The following is a 16,276-nucleotide window of genomic DNA, read 5'->3' on the forward strand; positions in this document are numbered from 1 at the left end:
GGCGGCGGTTTTTTTTGCGTTGAGGTCAGGCCTTGATCACCATGGTGTCGGATCCAGGGGGCCGACGCCAGTCGGGGTGCTCACGCCTTCGCCGTTACGTATGAACGGCAGATGCCAGAAGTCGTTAGGCACCACAGGATCGCCAGGCTTGACGCCTTCCGGAAAGATGAACTCAAACACCGGCGCCACATACTGTCCGGCAATCAGTCCATTGGCGACGGTCAGCCTGCCCGCATTCTGGATGCAACTGTCCACGGCGGTCTGGGATAAGCTCTGCTGTGGAACGCAAAGTGACCGCGCAACGACGCGCAAGGTACGTGTTGGCTGGCTAAGTAGCCCTGCGGGCGATTTGGTCGCACGTAATCTGGCGCGTTGTGGCTGAGGACCCGTGTTCTGTGTGGTAATACCACCCGAGGCTCCCAGGCAACTGGCCGCAAGGCCCAGCGCAGGGTTGCATTCACCCGTCATCTCATAGGGTGTAACCCAGCGATTGGTTTGCACACCTGTCGATGGATTGACATCTATCAGATAGATGTCGACCGGGGTCTTGATATCGGTGGTCGAGGCTTCAAGGAAAATCCGGTCCTGCGTCTCCTGGGCTACTCCGCTGATGGCTGTTGCAGCCGGGTCGGCCGTACCGATGCCAAACTCCCCGATAGCCATGTAGCTGGGCTGCGAACCAGGCTGAGTGTAGATCCCGACATTCGCCTCGATCGTGTGTGCAGAGACGAAGTCCGGGGCTCCCGTTGTGGCTGACTTGAACAAAGTACCGGACCAGCTGATGAAGTCGCCGACTTCGAAGGGGGCCTGTTGAGTCGGATCGGGGTCCGTCGCCGTGCGTGTAGCATCGCTGAATCTCTTCATGACGTACTGGCTGCAATAGACCTGCCCCACCGCTGGCCCTGAGAGTTCCCCACTGGCCGGAGGCGCAACACCGGCCTGGCTGAAATTGCGGCAGTTGTTGGTCGTGGTCGGGGTGACCACTTTTGGCCGGTTTTTCTGTGGGCAGAGCGCATCGTCCCCGGAAATCGTGCGCGGCACGCACATCGGGTAGCCGGTGGCGGCATGGATGGTCGGGTTGGCATCATCGACGGAGAAGCGTGGGTCGGGGCTTTGGGCACGGCCAAAACGTCCGTTCGGGTCGTTGATCTGAATAATCGTGGGTTGCGTCGGGTTCCCGCTGTCAACTTCGAGGTTGCCGTTGGTGTAGTCGATCCGGCTGATGAAACCGTTACCCGCGTTGACTGATTGCTGGGAGACAAAGATCAGCCCGGCAATCTGCTTGTTGGAGACGTTATTGCCTACCACATGGATCTCGAACGAGGGATAGGCCGCCGCTGACTTTCCGAGCGCCAGGGTTCCACCCCTGACGAAGTCGGCCCAGGTCAAGGTGTTGGCCGGCATCTGCATAACGGTGTTGCAAGGGACAACAATCGTGACGCCGTTCAACTGGACAGTCCCTCCGAAGCGGCCCGGGTCGCTGGTACTGGGGCAATTCGAATTGGTGGTGTCTAGGGTCATGTTTTGGATAAAACCGGTAACGTCAAACCCATTAATCGCAGTCGGGTTTGTAAAAATAGGATCGGGCAGTGTGGGTGTCGTGAACGGCGAGGGCAAACCCGGGGGCTTGGCAGTCCCGCCACCACCGCCACCACCACCGCCACCGCCAGCCCCGTTTTTGGCAAATGCATCTCCGCCACCACCAATGGCCAGTGCGACAGCGACGGCACTGGCGAGCAGAACTTGGCGACTGAAGATGCCGTTGAATCGTTTGTGAGGCAGCGGCGGTATGGCGAGCGTTTTTTCGTACAAAGATAAGCTCATGGCTCACTCCAGTATCTTGCAAGACCCATTGCCGGCCAATCGAGATCGTAGATCTGCTAATGCGCTGAATCCTGCGCAAGAAAAACGCAAAGCCGTGAGTGTCGAATTTGGGCTCGATCCAGCGTGATAAGTGCCTGTGTACGGTCGACACTTGCCGTTCGGATGTTTTCACCTGCGTTGCGTCGGCCGGTTACGGACGCAAACGCGAGAGACATTTCCTTGAGCCTGAGGCGTACAAAGCAGTTGTCGTGCCTGTTTTGAAACAATTAGACACAAACAATCGCCGGCGCACTCGGAATGCGGGCTGCGCGGCCAAGGATGGTACTGCGCACAACACTACCGAATTAATACCCACCAACATAGGGGGGGATATATACCCAAGTTCGGGAGTGTGTGAGGTGAAGTTTAAGTGTTCGCTGCGTGAGTTAGGTCCTAAGTACTGAATGAGAAATGTTGTCTATATCTACTCCGGACGGAATGATATTGCAAGAAAAAACTATTGAAGTATTAGTCGTGAAGTTTTTGTTTTGATATTAAATAAAAGCCATAGCTCACGCAGTGTAACTTGTACACGCGCGGAGTTTATATTTTATGAATGTTTATCCCCCCTGATGACCTAGGTTGTAAGCGGGTCGTAAATGAATTTAGTTCCCGAGAAGTGTGGTGAGCAATTGCTATGCCAGGCTGGTAAGTAATAATCATTGAAAATATTTTCCTTTATATTCATTGGTTTGTGATTGTTTGTGTAAACCGGTGTAGGCATGTATTGGGGGAGTGTACCCAGTAATGGGGGAAGTTCACCATGTTTGAGGTATGTCTGTAGTCTTTGTTGGTGTGTGGTGTCAGGTGTGTTTGCAAGGCATTTCTATTTGTATTGATTTAGATAAAAATATTGATTTTTTTGCTACTGAAATTTTTTGTTACAGCTAGAGTTGGGTTAAGCGCACCCGTCGGTGCGACAGAGCAATGTCTTAATCAAACCTGAGCCAAGAGAGCACTTTGCCAGTTAAGCGTCGCCTGCCCGAGCCATTTCGAGTGGTGTAACTACTCGTGCAAGCAGCAAGATTTGTGGCGATGAGTTCATCTCGCAACAGGATAATCCCGGAGCTTGGCTACTCCGCACTGAATCGAGAATGTCATGATGTTTAAGTACTTGGACCTCTTTCGAATCACCCGTTTAGCCTGTGCGATGGCGGGGGCTCTTTTGACCATCGGTCTACCGGTCGCGAGTGCCTGGGCCGCTGACCCGGTAGCGGTCGATCCGCCCGTACTGGACGTGCCCACTCTGCAATCGCTGCGTGGACTGCTCCCGCCCGACCCGTCGGGAACCGAAGGCGGGCGCAAAGTCGACCTCATGACTGACTACGTGCTCAATCGCTCTGCGGCGGTTCTCTTGGGCAAAGCGCTGTTCTGGGACATGGAGATCGGCAGTGACGGTTCGACGGCTTGTGCCTCCTGCCACTTCCACGCGGGTGTTGATCACCGCACAACCAACCAGATCAACCCCGGCCAGGCGAATACTAACGCGAACGTTTCGTCGATCTTCAACAAGCCGTTCACCGCCTCGGACATTCCAGGCGACGTGCCGAGCTACACCACCAAATCAGGAGGCAAGGGCGGCCCGAATTACCTGCTGAAGAAAGACGACTTTCCGACCCATGTATTGGCTGATCCGATGGATCGCAATTCGGCGATTGTCTATTCGACTGACGATGTGATCGGGTCCCAGGGCGTATTCGACGCCAACTTCGTCAAACCCCATCAGGCACGTTTCGACAAGTGCATTCAGCAACCGGACGGCATCTTCCAGGTAGGTGGCATCAATGTCCGCCGCAGCACCGGGCGCAACGCACCCACGGTGATCAATGCCGCGTTCAACGTGCGTAACTTTTGGGATGGTCGCGCCAATAACGTCTTCAACGGCTTCTCTCCATTTGGCAATCGCGATCCTGACGCCGGGATTTTCGTGACCGGCGATCGCAGTGGCGTGGCGACCAAAGTCAGACTGGCGCTCAAGGATGCTTCCGCCGCTTCGCAAGCGGTAGGGCCTCCCGGCAGTCCGGTGGAAATGTCCTGCGGCGGTCGTACGTTCGCCGACATTGGCCGACGCATGCTCGACACCTTGATGCTCAAACAGCAGCGGATTTCCTCTACCGATTCGGTACTGGGGCCAGTGTCCAGCGCCCGCCGGCCGACCTACCGTGAGCTGATCAAGAACGCGTTCCAGCCGCGCCTGTGGAATGCCACGCAGCAGGTCTCGCTGGGTGGTGCGCCATACACCCAGATGGAGGCGAACTTCCCGCTGTTCTTCGGGCTGGCGATTCAGATGTATGAGTCCACGCTGATCTCGGACCAGGCGCCGTTGGATGCCTATTTGCAGGGCGATCATACGGCCATGAACGACCAGCAGGTCCAGGGCATGAATCTGTTCCTGGGCAAGGGCAAGTGCATCAGTTGCCATGGTGGCGCGGAGTTGACCAACGCCGGTAGCCGGTTGCTGTTCCATCCTCGGGAACGGATCGAGCGCATGGTGATGGCCGACAACCTGACCACGCTGTATGACAACGGCTTCTACAACACCGGGGTGCGTCCAACGTCGGAAGACCTGGCGCTCGGTGGCTCGGATGCCTGGGGCAATCCATTGTCCTTCACTCGCGAGTACAACACCGTACTCCAGGGCGGCCAGATCCCTGACCCGCTGGAGGTCGATGTGTGCACCTTCGAAGCGCTTTTGAGCCCGGCGATCCCTTGTGATGCGACGCTCAAGCCGAATGTCGGTTTTCGCGACGCGGTCGATGGCGCCTTCAAGACGCCGACCCTGCGTAACATTGCGTTGACCGGACCGTATTTCCACAACGGCAGTCGCGCGACGCTGCGTCAGGTCATGGAGTTCTACAACCGTGGCGGCGACCGGCGTGGTGAGGATGCCAGCAACACCAGTGGCTTCGACCACCCAGCGGTCAATCAGCACAACGGCTCAAACCTCGACCCGGACATGACTCGGCTGAACCTCACCCCGGATGAAGTGGATGCGCTGGTCAAATTCATGGAAGTCGGACTGACCGATCCTCGGGTCGCATGGGAACGGGCGCCGTTTGATCATCCGTCGCTGGTGCTGGCACAGGGCGAAAAGGGTGATGAAAACTCCGTCGGGCAAAAGCCGGCGAGTCCGAAGATCACTACCCGACAAGCGCAGGATGCCGAAATCCAGCTCAAACCGGTCGGTGCTGAAGGTCGCCCAAGTCTGGAGGGGCCGCTGCAACCGTTCAACAACGACCTGTAATCATATTTCCCTTTACGTCACTGGCGGCTGATGCTCGCCAGTGACGCTTTTTTGTAAATACCGCAGTATTTCACTCAGCAAATCGGGGTTTCTGCCGTTACAGTTGGTGGGCACAATGCCATCTATTTGTCGTGACGGTCGGAGCTTTACCCTTGCCGCGTTCTTCCGCTGTGCGTTTCAGCCATTTCCTACCGTCGATACTGCTCTTGCTTGCGGGGCTTGCGGCTGCCTATATCAAGGAATTGAACGTTTTTTTCACCTCGCTGTTCAACGTGCTACCGACTCTTGTGCTGTTGCTCGGCGGTGCGTACTGCGCGGTTTATCGACGTCAGCGTGAGCTGTTTCTGATGGTCACGGTGTACATCGCCTACTTTCTGCTCGACACCCAAACCGACTATTACCGCGACAACGGCAAAGTCCGTGATGACGCAGCAGTGGTTTTCCACCTGTGTTGCCTGTTGCTGCCGCTGATGTTTGGCGTATTCGCTGCCTGGCAGGAACGCACACACTTGTTTCAGGACATGGTGGCGCGCTTTGCTGTGTTGCTGGCCGTCGGCAGTGTGGCGTTGGGGCTGGAGCAAAGTTACCCACAAGCCTTGCTGACATGGCTGTCCGAAATCCGCTGGCCGGCGCTGCATGGCGCCTGGATGAGCCTGATCCAGCTGTCCTATCCGGTGTTCATCGCCTCGTTCTTGCTCCTGAGCTGGCAATACTGGCGTAACCCAAGACCTTTGCATGCGGCTCAACTGGTCGGTTTGCTCGGTTTGTTCTGGGCACTGCCGAAAACCTTCATTCTGCCGTTTACCCTCAACATCATGTGCAGCCAGGTGATGTTGATGATTGCGGCGGCGGTCGCCCACGAAGCCTATCAAATGGCCTTCCGTGATGAACTCACCGGCCTGCCGGGTCGTCGTGCCTTGAACGAGCGGATGCAGCGGCTGGGGCGTAATTACGTGCTGGCGATGAGCGACGTCGATCACTTCAAGAAATTCAACGATACCCATGGTCATGATGTGGGTGACCAGGTGCTGCGCCTGGTGGCCAGCAAACTGTCGAAAATTGGCGGAGGCGGTAGGGCGTATCGCTACGGCGGTGAGGAATTTGCGCTGGTGTTTGCAGGCAAGACGCTCGAAGAGTGCATGCCGCACCTGGAAGTCATTCGTGAATCCATCGCCACCTACAGTATTCAGCTGCGCAATCAGGACAACCGCCCTCAGGACGACCAACAGGGACGTCAGCGCCGCTCGGGCCCCGGCGCGTCCAGTGTGTCGGTCACCGTCAGCATCGGCGTCGCCGAACGCGTGGATCAGCGCACCCCCGAAAAGGTCCTCAAGTCCGCGGACGAAGCGCTCTACAGCGCCAAGGGCGCCGGGCGAAACTGTGTGGTGGCATTCGGTCAGACGCGTCGTGGCGCCGTGCGAATGGACGCCGCTGCGGGTTGAGTGATGATGGCGCATTCAGCGTCTGGACTGTGATTGTTCGGCGTGGTGGGCGGCAGTAGGTTTGAAGCATCTGCTGACGGAGAAACGACCATGCCTGAGTACAAAGCTCCCCTGCGCGACATGCGCTTTCTGATCGACCACGTCTTCGACTTTCACGCCAATTACGCCGCGCTGGGTGCCACTGAGGCCAGTCCGGACATGGTCAACGCGATCCTCGAAGAAGGTGCGAGATTCTGCGAGAACGTGCTTGCGCCATTGAATCGCAGCGGCGACGAAGAGGGCTGCCATTTCGACAATGGCGTGGTGACGACGCCTACAGGCTTCAAGCAAGCTTTCGCACAATACGTCGAGGGCGGCTGGCACGGTCTGGCGGCGGACCCCGCGTACGGCGGCCAGGGCTTGCCGAGTTCGCTGGGGCTGGTGATCAGCGAAATGGTCGGTTCCAGCAACACTTCCTGGGGCATGTACCCGGGCCTGACTCACGGCGCGATGTCGGCGATCCACGCCCACGGCACTGAAGAACAGAAAAACACCTACCTGAGCAAACTCACCGCGGGCCAATGGACCGGCACCATGTGCCTGACTGAAGCCCATTGCGGTACTGACCTGGGCATCATCAAGACTCGCGCCGTGCCTTCAGCCGATGGCAGCTACGCGATCTCCGGCAGCAAGATTTTCATCTCGGCCGGCGAGCACGACATGAGCGACAACATCATTCATCTGGTGCTGGCGAAACTGCCGGACGCGCCGGCCGGCACCCGCGGCATCTCGCTGTTTATCGTGCCTAAATTCCTGCCCGATACCGAGGGCGAGGCGGGCGAGCGCAATGGCGTTTCCTGCGGATCGATCGAACACAAAATGGGCATCAAGGCTTCGGCGACGTGCGTCCTGAACTTCGATGGCGCCAAAGGTTTCTTGATCGGGGAGCCGAACAAAGGCCTGAACTGCATGTTCACCATGATGAACCATGCGCGCCTCGGCACCGGGATGCAGGGATTGTGTCTGGGCGAAGCGAGCTTTCAAGGCGCGATCAAATACGCCAACGACCGCCTGCAAATGCGTTCGCTGACGGGCCCGAAAGCGCCAGAGAAAGCCGCTGACCCAATCATCGTCCATCCTGACGTGCGCCGGATGTTGCTCACCATGAAAGCCTTCAACGAAGGCAACCGCGCACTGACTTACTTCACCGCGCAGTTGCTGGACGTGGCGCATCTGAGCCCGGATGAAAGCGCCCGCCAGGACGCTGAAGACCTGCTGGCGTTCCTGACGCCGATCTGCAAAGCCTTCATGACCGATACCGGGCTGGAAGTGACCAACCACGGCATGCAGGTGTTTGGCGGGCACGGGTTCATTCGTGAATGGGGCATGGAGCAGTTGGTCCGCGACTGCCGGATCGCGCCGATCTACGAAGGCACCAACGGTATTCAGGCGCTGGATTTGCTCGGGCGCAAAGTGCTCGGCAGTCAGGGCAAGCTGCTGCGTGGCTTCACCAAAATCGTGCACACATTCTGCGCGGCGAACGCTGGGCATCCGCAGCTCGCCAGCTATGTGGCGCAGCTCAACGAGCTGAATCAGCAGTGGGGCGAACTGACCACCAAGGTCGGCATGGCAGCGATGAAGAATGCAGACGAAGTGGGCGCGGCATCAGTGGATTATTTGATGTACAGCGGTTACATCATCCTTGGCTATCTCTGGCTGCGCATGGCACTGGTGGCTCAGGCGCAACTCGATGCGGGTAGCGGTGATGCCGATTATTGTCAGGGCAAGCTGGCGACCAGCGAGTTTTACTTCAAGCGCTTGTTGCCGCGTACGGCGGCTCATCGCGCGGCGATAGAGGCTGGGAGTGATTGCCTGATGAAGCTGCCGGCAGCGCTGTTCGCACTTTAGTCTTTTAAATCCGCCACATTGGAGCCCGCATCATTGCGGGCTTTTTAATGACCCGATAGTCAGTGACTAAACATTACAAAAGGGTCATGGGCTGACCCTATGTGTCGCAAAAGTTGTTGGGTTACACTCGGACCCAACGAAAGCACCACTCCTACGAATCACCTGTTTAGATCTTGCGAGGTTTGCCATGGCTGACTACAAAGCGCCCCTGCGCGATATGCGCTTCGTTCTCAATGAAGTTTTCGAGGTCGCCAAACTCTGGGCCGAGCTGCCTGCGCTGGCCGAGACCGTCGATGCGGAAACCGTCGAAGCCATTCTCGAAGAAGCCGGCAAGGTCACCAGCAAAAGCATCGCGCCGCTGAGCCGTGCGGCTGACGAAGAAGGTTGCCATTGGGCGGACGGTGCGGTCACCACGCCGGCAGGTTTCCCGCAGGCTTATCAGACTTATGCTGAAGGCGGCTGGGTCGGTGTCGGCGGTGATCCAACTTACGGCGGCATGGGCATGCCCAAGGCTGTTTCGGCTCAGGTCGAAGAGATGGTCAATTCCGCCAGCCTGTCGTTCGGTCTGTACCCGATGCTGACGGCCGGTGCCTGCCTGTCGATCAACGCCCACGCCAGCGACGAGCTGAAAGCTGCGTACCTGCCAAACATGTACTCCGGTGTCTGGGCCGGTTCCATGTGCCTGACCGAGCCGCATGCCGGTACTGACCTGGGGATCATCCGCACCAAGGCCGAGCCTCAGGCCGACGGTTCCTACAAAGTCAGCGGCACCAAGATCTTCATCACCGGCGGTGAGCACGACCTGACCGAGAACATCATCCACCTGGTGCTGGCCAAGCTGCCGGACGCGCCGGCGGGGCCGAAAGGTATTTCGCTGTTCCTGGTGCCGAAGTTCATGGTCAATGCCGATGGCAGCCTGGGTGCGCGCAACCCGGCAAACTGCGGTTCGATCGAACACAAAATGGGCATCCAGGCGTCCGCGACCTGCGTGATGAACTTCGACGAAGCCGTGGGTTACCTGGTCGGCGAGCCGAACAAAGGCCTGGCGGCGATGTTCACCATGATGAACTACGAGCGTCTGGGCGTGGGTATCCAGGGCCTGGCCACCGGCGAGCGTTCTTATCAGAACGCCGTTGAATACGCTCGCGACCGCCTGCAAAGCCGTTCGCCGACCGGCGCGCAAAACAAAGACAAAGTGGCTGACCCGATCATCGTCCACCCGGACGTACGTCGCATGTTGCTGACCATGAAAGCCTCGAACGAAGGTGGCCGTGCGTTCTCGACTTACGTTGCCATGCAACTCGACACCGCCAAGTTCAGCGAAGACGCGACTACCCGCAAACGCGCTGAAGACTTGGTGGCGTTGCTGACGCCAGTGGCCAAGGCATTCCTGACCGACCTGGGTCTGGAAACCACCGTTCACGGCCAACAGGTTTTTGGCGGCCACGGTTACATCCGCGAGTGGGGCCAGGAGCAACTGGTGCGTGACGTTCGTATCACGCAGATCTACGAAGGCACCAACGGCATTCAGGCACTGGACCTGGTCGGACGCAAAATCGTCGGCACCGGCGGCGCGTTCTACAACCTGTTTGCTGACGAGATCCGCCACTTCACCGCAACAGCCAGCGCCGATCTGGCAGAGTTCACCAAGCCGCTGAACGATGCGGTAACGACCCTCGACGAGCTGACCGCGTGGTTGCTGGATCGCGCCAAAAACAACCCGAATGAAATCGGTGCGGCGTCGGTCGAGTACCTGCAAACCTTCGGTTATGTGGCATACGCCTACATGTGGGCACTGATGGCCAAGGCTGCGTTGGGCAAAGAAGCGCAGGACGACTTCTACGCGAGCAAGCTGGGTACGGCACGGTTCTATTTCGCACGTTTGTTGCCACGTATTCACTCGCTGAGCGCGTCGGTGAAAGCCGGTAGCGAGTCCCTGTTCCTGCTGGATGCTGCGCAGTTCTGACAAGGTAACGTCATGTAAGCAATCTCTTACATGACGTGCTGCTGTTTTCCCATAGGCGTAGATTGGATCCACAGTTAATCTACTTCACATGGACGTCGCGCAGGAAGCGCAAAGCAACAACACGGACACGTAGGATTCTGCCAGGACGGCGGAGTGAAATGGATGTCAGGGAAACAGTCTGCAAAGCCCCGCTTCGGCGGGGTTTTCTTTTGCCTGCAGAAAAGTGCTCAGCTCAGTCCGTCTAGGGCGGTCGAGCTGTTCAAGCGCTGCTCCGGACCGTTCATCACTTCTTCCAGCAGCGTGCGTAACAAGGCCAGTGAGGCCTGTTGCCGCTGTACATCGCGACACACCAATCCGACTTTCAGCGGCACGCGTGGTTCGGTCAGCGGTTTCCACAGCAGCTCGTTATTACCGAGTGCCTTTTGTGAACGTCCCGGCAGCACCGTCGCCAGTCGGGTGTGTGGCAGGCTGTCGAGAATTCCCGCCATGTTGTTCAGTTCGGCCTGCACTTGCGGGCGCCTTCCTAGGGCGGCCAGCTGCGTCTGCCAGATCTGTCGCACCTGGAACTCTTCTCCCAGTAGCAGCATCGGCAACTCGGCGGCCTGGCTCATGGAGACTTTCTTGAATTCGCGCAACGGGTGGTCAGCGGGGATGACAAGGGTCAGTTCATCTTCGTACAGCATCACCCCATGCAACCCTGGCTGCCTGGGTGGCAGGTAGCTGATGCCAATGTCCAGTGAACCATTAAGCAGGCGTCGCTCGATTTCCAGCCCGGTCAGTTCGTAGATCTGCACCACCAGATGCGGTTGGGCTTTGCGCACCCGTTCGAGCATTTGCGGCACCAGGCTGGTGTGGACCGTCTGCAACACGCCAATCGCCAGTGTGCGTAATGCCTGTCCCTTGAAATTGCCCAACGCTTCGCGCGCGCGCTGCATGCCGTCGAGCAAGGGCAAGGCGTGGTTGTACAACGTGTGGGCGGCCAGGGTTGGCAGCAGGCGTTTGCTGCTGCGTTCAAACAGGCTCACATCGAGGTTCTGTTCGAGGTGGCGGATTTGCTGGGATAACGCCGGCTGGGAGATTGAAAGCCGCTCGGCGGCCCGGCCGACATGGCCTTCTTCGTAGACCGCGACGAAATAACGCAGTTGCTTGAAATCCATAAGTAACGCTTATTGAAAATGCTGGAAAATCGAAATGGCTCAAGGCCGTGCCTGCGCCTAGTCTAACCGCATTCACAAGGCTTACAGGACCGCAAAGCACCATGAATTCTGTTTGCAGCGAGACTGTTTACATAGGTAAGGCAAAAAACCTCAAGCGAGGTTTTTTCGGATGAATTTGTTCAGTTTGCGGCGTAGTCCGCCCAGTCTTGATGATTTGGCGGTCGACACCTTCCAGCCCACCCACCACCACAACCCTTCCAGCGAGTACATGATGCCCAGCGTCGAGCGGCCGAAACAGATTTTCGTCCGTGGTCAGGGTTCCTGGTTATGGGACAGCGAGGATCGCGCTTACCTGGATTTCACTCAAGGTGGTGGGACCAATAGCCTGGGGCACAGTCCTTCGGTATTGGTTCAGGCGATTTCGCAACAGGCTCAATCACTGATCAACCCCGGTTTTGCGCTGCACAACCGCGGCCGGCTCAACCTTGTGGGGCGTTTGTGCACCGCGACTGGCAGCGATCAGGCGTACCTGCTCAACAGTGGCAGCGAAGCCTGTGACGCGGCAATCACCTTGGCGTGTAAATGGGGCCAGCGTTATCGCGGTGGTGCCTCGCGCATTATCGTTGCCAGCAACAGTTGCCATGGCCGTCATCTGGCAACGATGTCGGCGTCGGACGTGCACCACGTTCCCTTCAATGATCTGGCGGCCATGCACGCGGCGGTCGACGCCCGGACCGTGGCAATCATGCTTGAACCGATCCAGAACGATGCGGGCGTGATCCCGGCCACTGAGCATTACCTCAAGGGTGTGGAACGGCTGTGTCGCGAACTGGGCATTCTGTTGATCCTCGATGAAGTACAAACGGGCATCGGGCGTTGCGGCACTCTGCTCGCCGAACAGTCCTACGGCGTTCGGGCCGATGTCATCGTTCTCGGCAAAGGACTCGGTGGTGGTGTGCCACTGGCGGCGCTGCTGGCACGGGGCAAGGCGTGCTGTGTTGACGTCGGCGACCTGAGCGGCAGCCATCATGGCAATGCCCTGATGACCGCTGCCGGCCTGGCGGTGCTCGACAGTGTGCAGGACAAAGGTTTTCTCGAGCATGTCGCGCAGACCGGCCAGCATCTGCGCGAAGGACTGCGGCTTTTGTCCCATCGCTATGGCCACGGCGAATTGCGCGGGCAAGGGCTGTTCTGGGGGCTGACGTTGTCCGACGATTCGGCTGACGCTGTCGTCAAAGCCGCGTTGTACGAAGGTTTGCTGCTTGACGCCCCACAACCCGATTGTTTGCGCTTCACCCCGGCCCTCACCGTCAGCAACGCCAACATCGACGAAATGCTCCTGCGCCTGACCCGCGCCTTCTCCCGGGTGCGCACTGCACAGTTGCAGTGCCGAAAAGGGATTGCGGTCTGATCAGACGCGTCCCACACAAACTCCAGAACCGTCTCGCGGTAATAACGCATCGCCCCACGTTTGATCCTTTCGCGTGGGGCGTTTTTTTGTCTGCAAAACCTGGCGAAGTGTCGGCGCTCGGTAACCAGTGCACTGAACCCTGACGCACGACACAGGTCGATTAGGTGTATGGCTCGCGTGAGCCCATTCAAATCAGGAGCTACCCCATGGACTTTATTCGAATCATCATCGCCATTCTGTTGCCGCCCTTGGGAGTGTTTCTGCAGGTCGGATTTGGCGGGGCGTTCTGGTTGAACATTCTGCTGACCTTGTGCGGTTATATTCCGGGGATCGTGCACGCGGTGTACATCATCGCCAAGCGCTGAGCCAGGCCTCAAACGCCCTGATCGATTACCCTGCGATAAAACAACCACTCCTGTTCCAGGGCATGGGCCTGATTGCCAGCCTTGCGGAAACCGTGGCGTTCGTCGGCGTAGTAATGCGCTTCCACCAGGATGCCGTTGTCCTGTAGTGCCTCGACCATGTCCCGGGTCTGTTGCGGCACAACCACGGCGTCCAGTTCACCCTGAAAGAAAATCATCGGTACACGGATGTTGCTCGCATGCAGCAACGGCGTTCGTGCGGCGTAGCGTTTGGCATCCTGCACCGGATCACCGATCAGCCAGTCCAGATAATCACCTTCGAATTTATGAGTCGCCCGTCCCAATGCCACGGGATCGCTGACGCCGTACAGACTGGCGCCAGCGCGGAAAACGTTCTTGAACGCCAGGGCACACAGGGTGGTGTAACCGCCAGCGCTGCCACCGCGAATGAACGCGTTGTCGCCGTCGATCAACCCGCGTTCGGCGAGGTGGGCGACGACTGCGCAGGCGTCCTCGACGTCCACCTCGCCCCAACTCAAATGCAGCGCCTGGCGATATTCCCGGCCGTAACCGCTGCTGCCCCGATAGTTGAGGTCGGCCACGGCAAAGCCGCGTTGCGCCCAATACTGGATGCGCGGATCGAGCATCGGGTAGCACGCCGAGGTCGGGCCGCCGTGGATGAACACCACCAGCGGTGGTTTCGCCTCCCCGGTCGTGGCCGGGTAGAAGAACCCGTGCGCTTCGCCCGAACCGCTCGGGTAGCGCAGGGTTTGTGGCACGCTGATCTGCTCGACCGGCATGGGTGTGACACCACCGGCCAGTACCTTGACCCGCCGGGTGCTGCGGTCGATGGCGATCACCGCTGCCGAACTGATCGGTGAGGCGGCGATGCAGTAGATGAATTGCTCATCCAGTGCGAGATGGCGGAAGCGGCTGTAGTCACCGGTGAAATCTTCACGGGTGTCACCGCAAAGGCCCAGTCGGCCAAAACCGCCTTCGGTCCAGCTCGCCAAAAAAGTGTTGTCGCGCAGCGGGAGCCAAGTGCACCCCCCCAATTGCCACGGCGCTGGCCCATGATCGGCCGCGGCGCTCGGCAGCGGATTCAACCCGTCTGAAGACTCGACCCATGGCTGCCAATATCCGCCACGGTCGGTCAGACAAAACAGCCGGCCGCTGGTATCGAATCGCGGCTGTTGCAACGACTCCTGAGCGGCGTCGCCGGCCACGCAATGCGGCAGCGCAAAGCCACCATCGCTCTGACGTTCGGCCACCATCAGACGCGTTGCAGTCCAAGGCTGGTCCGGCCGACTCCACTCGATCCACGCCAACCGCTGAGCGTCGGGACTCAACGTCGGCGCAGCGTAGAAGTCCGCGCCTTCGGCCAGCAAGTGACGGGCGCCATCAGCCACATCGATCGCGACCAGACGATGTTGATCGTGGTGCTCTTCGACGGCCAGAACCTGTCCATTGGCGAATTGCAGGTCGCCATAGCGGCATTTACTCGCGGTCAACGCTTCAGGTATTTCGCCCTGCAGCGATTGCCGATACAGCTGTTGGTCCGCCTCGTTGACGAAAACGATGCCGTCATCGGTCAGACAAAACCCGCCGCCGCCATATTCGTACACTCTACTGCGCACACTAAAACCCGGCGGGGTCAGGCAATGCGCCTGGCCGTCACGCCAATGCCAGATCCGGCAAGCGGCTTCTTCGGGCCGGTATTCGTTCCAGAACAAACCGTGCTGGCCGACCTGCAGTTCGGCAAAGTCGATCGCGGCCGCGACGGCCCTGGAGGCGCTGAAAGGCTCAGCTTTTTGCGATGAGGCGGGAGTTTCGTTCATTGCGAAAGGCCAATTGTTCGATGGTCTGAGTCGCGTGCTCGGCTTCTTCGCGGGCCTTGAGAATCACGCCATGATGTTGAGACTTGCTGCACACTGGGTCGGCGTTGCTCGCGTCACCGGTGAGCATGAACGCCTGGCAACGGCAGCCGCCGAAGTCCTTTTCTTTTTCATCGCAGGAACGGCACGGCTCGGGCATCCAGTTGTAACCGCGAAAGCGGTTGAAGCCGAAGGAGTCGTACCAGATGTGTTGCATGCTGTGGTCGCGCACGTTGGGAAATTGCACCGGCAGCTGTCGGGCGCCGTGACAGGGCAGGGCGGTGCCGTCCGGGGTGACGGTCAGAAAGATGCTGCCCCAGCCATTCATGCAGGCTTTCGGGCGTTCTTCGTAATAGTCCGGCGTGACGAAAATCAGCTTGCACGGATGTCCTTCGGCTTCGAGTTTGGCGCGGTATTCGTTGGTGATGCGCTCGGCGCGGACCAGCTGTTCCCGGGTCGGCAACAACCCGACGCGATTGAGCTGCGCCCAACCGTAAAACTGGCAGGTGGCGAGTTCGACGAAGTCCGCCTCCAGGGCGATGCACAGCTCGATGATCCGGTCGATCTTGTCGATGTTGTGCCGATGGGTCACGAAATTCAGCACCATCGGGTAGCCGTGGGCTTTCACCGCGCGGGCCATTTCCAGCTTCTGCGCAAAGGCTTTTTTCGAGCCGGCCAGCAAGTTGTTCACTTGCTCATCACTGGCCTGGAAGCTGATCTGGATATGGTCCAGGCCGGCCTTCTTGAAATCGCTGATTTTCTGCTCGGTCAGGCCGATGCCGGAGGTGATCAGGTTGGTGTAGAAGCCCAACTTGCGTGCCTCGGCGATCAGCTCGGCGAGGTCCTGGCGCACCAGCGGTTCGCCACCGGAAAAGCCCAACTGCACCGCACCCATCTCCCGCGCTTCGCGAAAGACCTTGATCCACTGCTCGGTGCTCAGCTCCTTGCCTTGTTCGGCGAAGTCCAGCGGGTTGGAGCAGTAGGGGCATTGCAACGGGCAGCGGTAGGTCAGTTCGGCCAGCAGCCACAGCGGCAGGCCGATTTCGGGTGTGGGCGGTACTTGCACCGAC

Annotated in this window: 10 protein-coding genes; 6 read left to right on the forward strand and 4 right to left on the reverse strand. The window is 58.7% G+C overall.

What is annotated here, in order from left to right; translation table 11 throughout:
* Positions 1-36: 36 nt before the first annotated feature.
* Positions 37-1,824, reverse strand: a complete 1,788-nt coding sequence (locus BMS17_RS14535; RefSeq protein ID WP_046029936.1) for a hypothetical protein — start codon at positions 1,822-1,824, stop codon at positions 37-39.
* A 1,189-nt stretch (positions 1,825-3,013) separates the two neighbouring features.
* Here BMS17_RS14535 and BMS17_RS14540 point away from each other — a divergent pair.
* The 4 genes from BMS17_RS14540 to BMS17_RS14555 all read left to right on the forward strand — a co-directional run bounded on the left by BMS17_RS14540 (position 3,014) and on the right by BMS17_RS14555 (position 10,402).
* Positions 3,014-5,107: a cytochrome-c peroxidase gene (locus tag BMS17_RS14540; RefSeq protein ID WP_077432185.1), complete on the forward strand. Its 2,094-nt coding sequence runs from the start codon at positions 3,014-3,016 to the stop codon at positions 5,105-5,107.
* A gap of 152 nt (positions 5,108-5,259) precedes the next feature.
* Positions 5,260-6,549 (forward strand): GGDEF domain-containing protein, encoded by a 1,290-nt coding sequence (locus tag BMS17_RS14545; RefSeq protein ID WP_046029938.1) that lies wholly within the window; start codon positions 5,260-5,262, stop codon positions 6,547-6,549.
* 90 nt (positions 6,550-6,639) lie between these two features.
* Positions 6,640-8,436 carry an acyl-CoA dehydrogenase C-terminal domain-containing protein gene (locus tag BMS17_RS14550; RefSeq protein WP_077431160.1) on the forward strand — a complete coding sequence of 599 codons (1,797 nt, stop codon included), beginning with the start codon at positions 6,640-6,642 and terminating at the stop codon, positions 8,434-8,436.
* A 187-nt stretch (positions 8,437-8,623) separates the two neighbouring features.
* Positions 8,624-10,402 (forward strand): acyl-CoA dehydrogenase C-terminal domain-containing protein, encoded by a 1,779-nt coding sequence (locus BMS17_RS14555; RefSeq protein WP_046029941.1) that lies wholly within the window; start codon positions 8,624-8,626, stop codon positions 10,400-10,402.
* A 227-nt stretch (positions 10,403-10,629) separates the two neighbouring features.
* Here BMS17_RS14555 and BMS17_RS14560 read toward each other — a convergent pair whose 3' ends face one another.
* Complete coding sequence (locus tag BMS17_RS14560) at positions 10,630-11,559, reverse strand: LysR family transcriptional regulator (protein ID WP_046029942.1); 930 nt, start codon at positions 11,557-11,559, stop codon at positions 10,630-10,632.
* 169 nt (positions 11,560-11,728) lie between these two features.
* Here BMS17_RS14560 and BMS17_RS14565 point away from each other — a divergent pair, with 169 nt between their 5' ends.
* Positions 11,729-12,970 carry an aspartate aminotransferase family protein gene (locus BMS17_RS14565; protein ID WP_046029943.1) on the forward strand — a complete coding sequence of 414 codons (1,242 nt, stop codon included), beginning with the start codon at positions 11,729-11,731 and terminating at the stop codon, positions 12,968-12,970.
* Positions 12,971-13,176: 206 nt separating this feature from the next.
* Entirely contained in the window at positions 13,177-13,335 is a 159-nt protein-coding gene (locus tag BMS17_RS14570) for a YqaE/Pmp3 family membrane protein (RefSeq protein WP_003228885.1), read from the forward strand.
* A gap of 8 nt (positions 13,336-13,343) precedes the next feature.
* On the opposite strand, the gene BMS17_RS14575 is transcribed toward BMS17_RS14570, so the two are convergent.
* Positions 13,344-15,170 carry a S9 family peptidase gene (locus BMS17_RS14575; protein WP_046029944.1) on the reverse strand — a complete coding sequence of 609 codons (1,827 nt, stop codon included), beginning with the start codon at positions 15,168-15,170 and terminating at the stop codon, positions 13,344-13,346.
* The gene (gene pqqE, locus BMS17_RS14580) at positions 15,136-16,272 is read right to left on the reverse strand and encodes a pyrroloquinoline quinone biosynthesis protein PqqE (RefSeq protein ID WP_371916728.1); all 1,137 of its coding nucleotides are present in this window, start codon (positions 16,270-16,272) and stop codon (positions 15,136-15,138) included. The genes BMS17_RS14575 and pqqE overlap by 35 nt, the downstream gene beginning before the upstream one ends.
* Positions 16,273-16,276 lie beyond the last annotated feature (4 nt).

This window comes from Pseudomonas sp. C9, from assembly GCF_002000165.1.
GTDB lineage: Bacteria > Pseudomonadota > Gammaproteobacteria > Pseudomonadales > Pseudomonadaceae > Aquipseudomonas.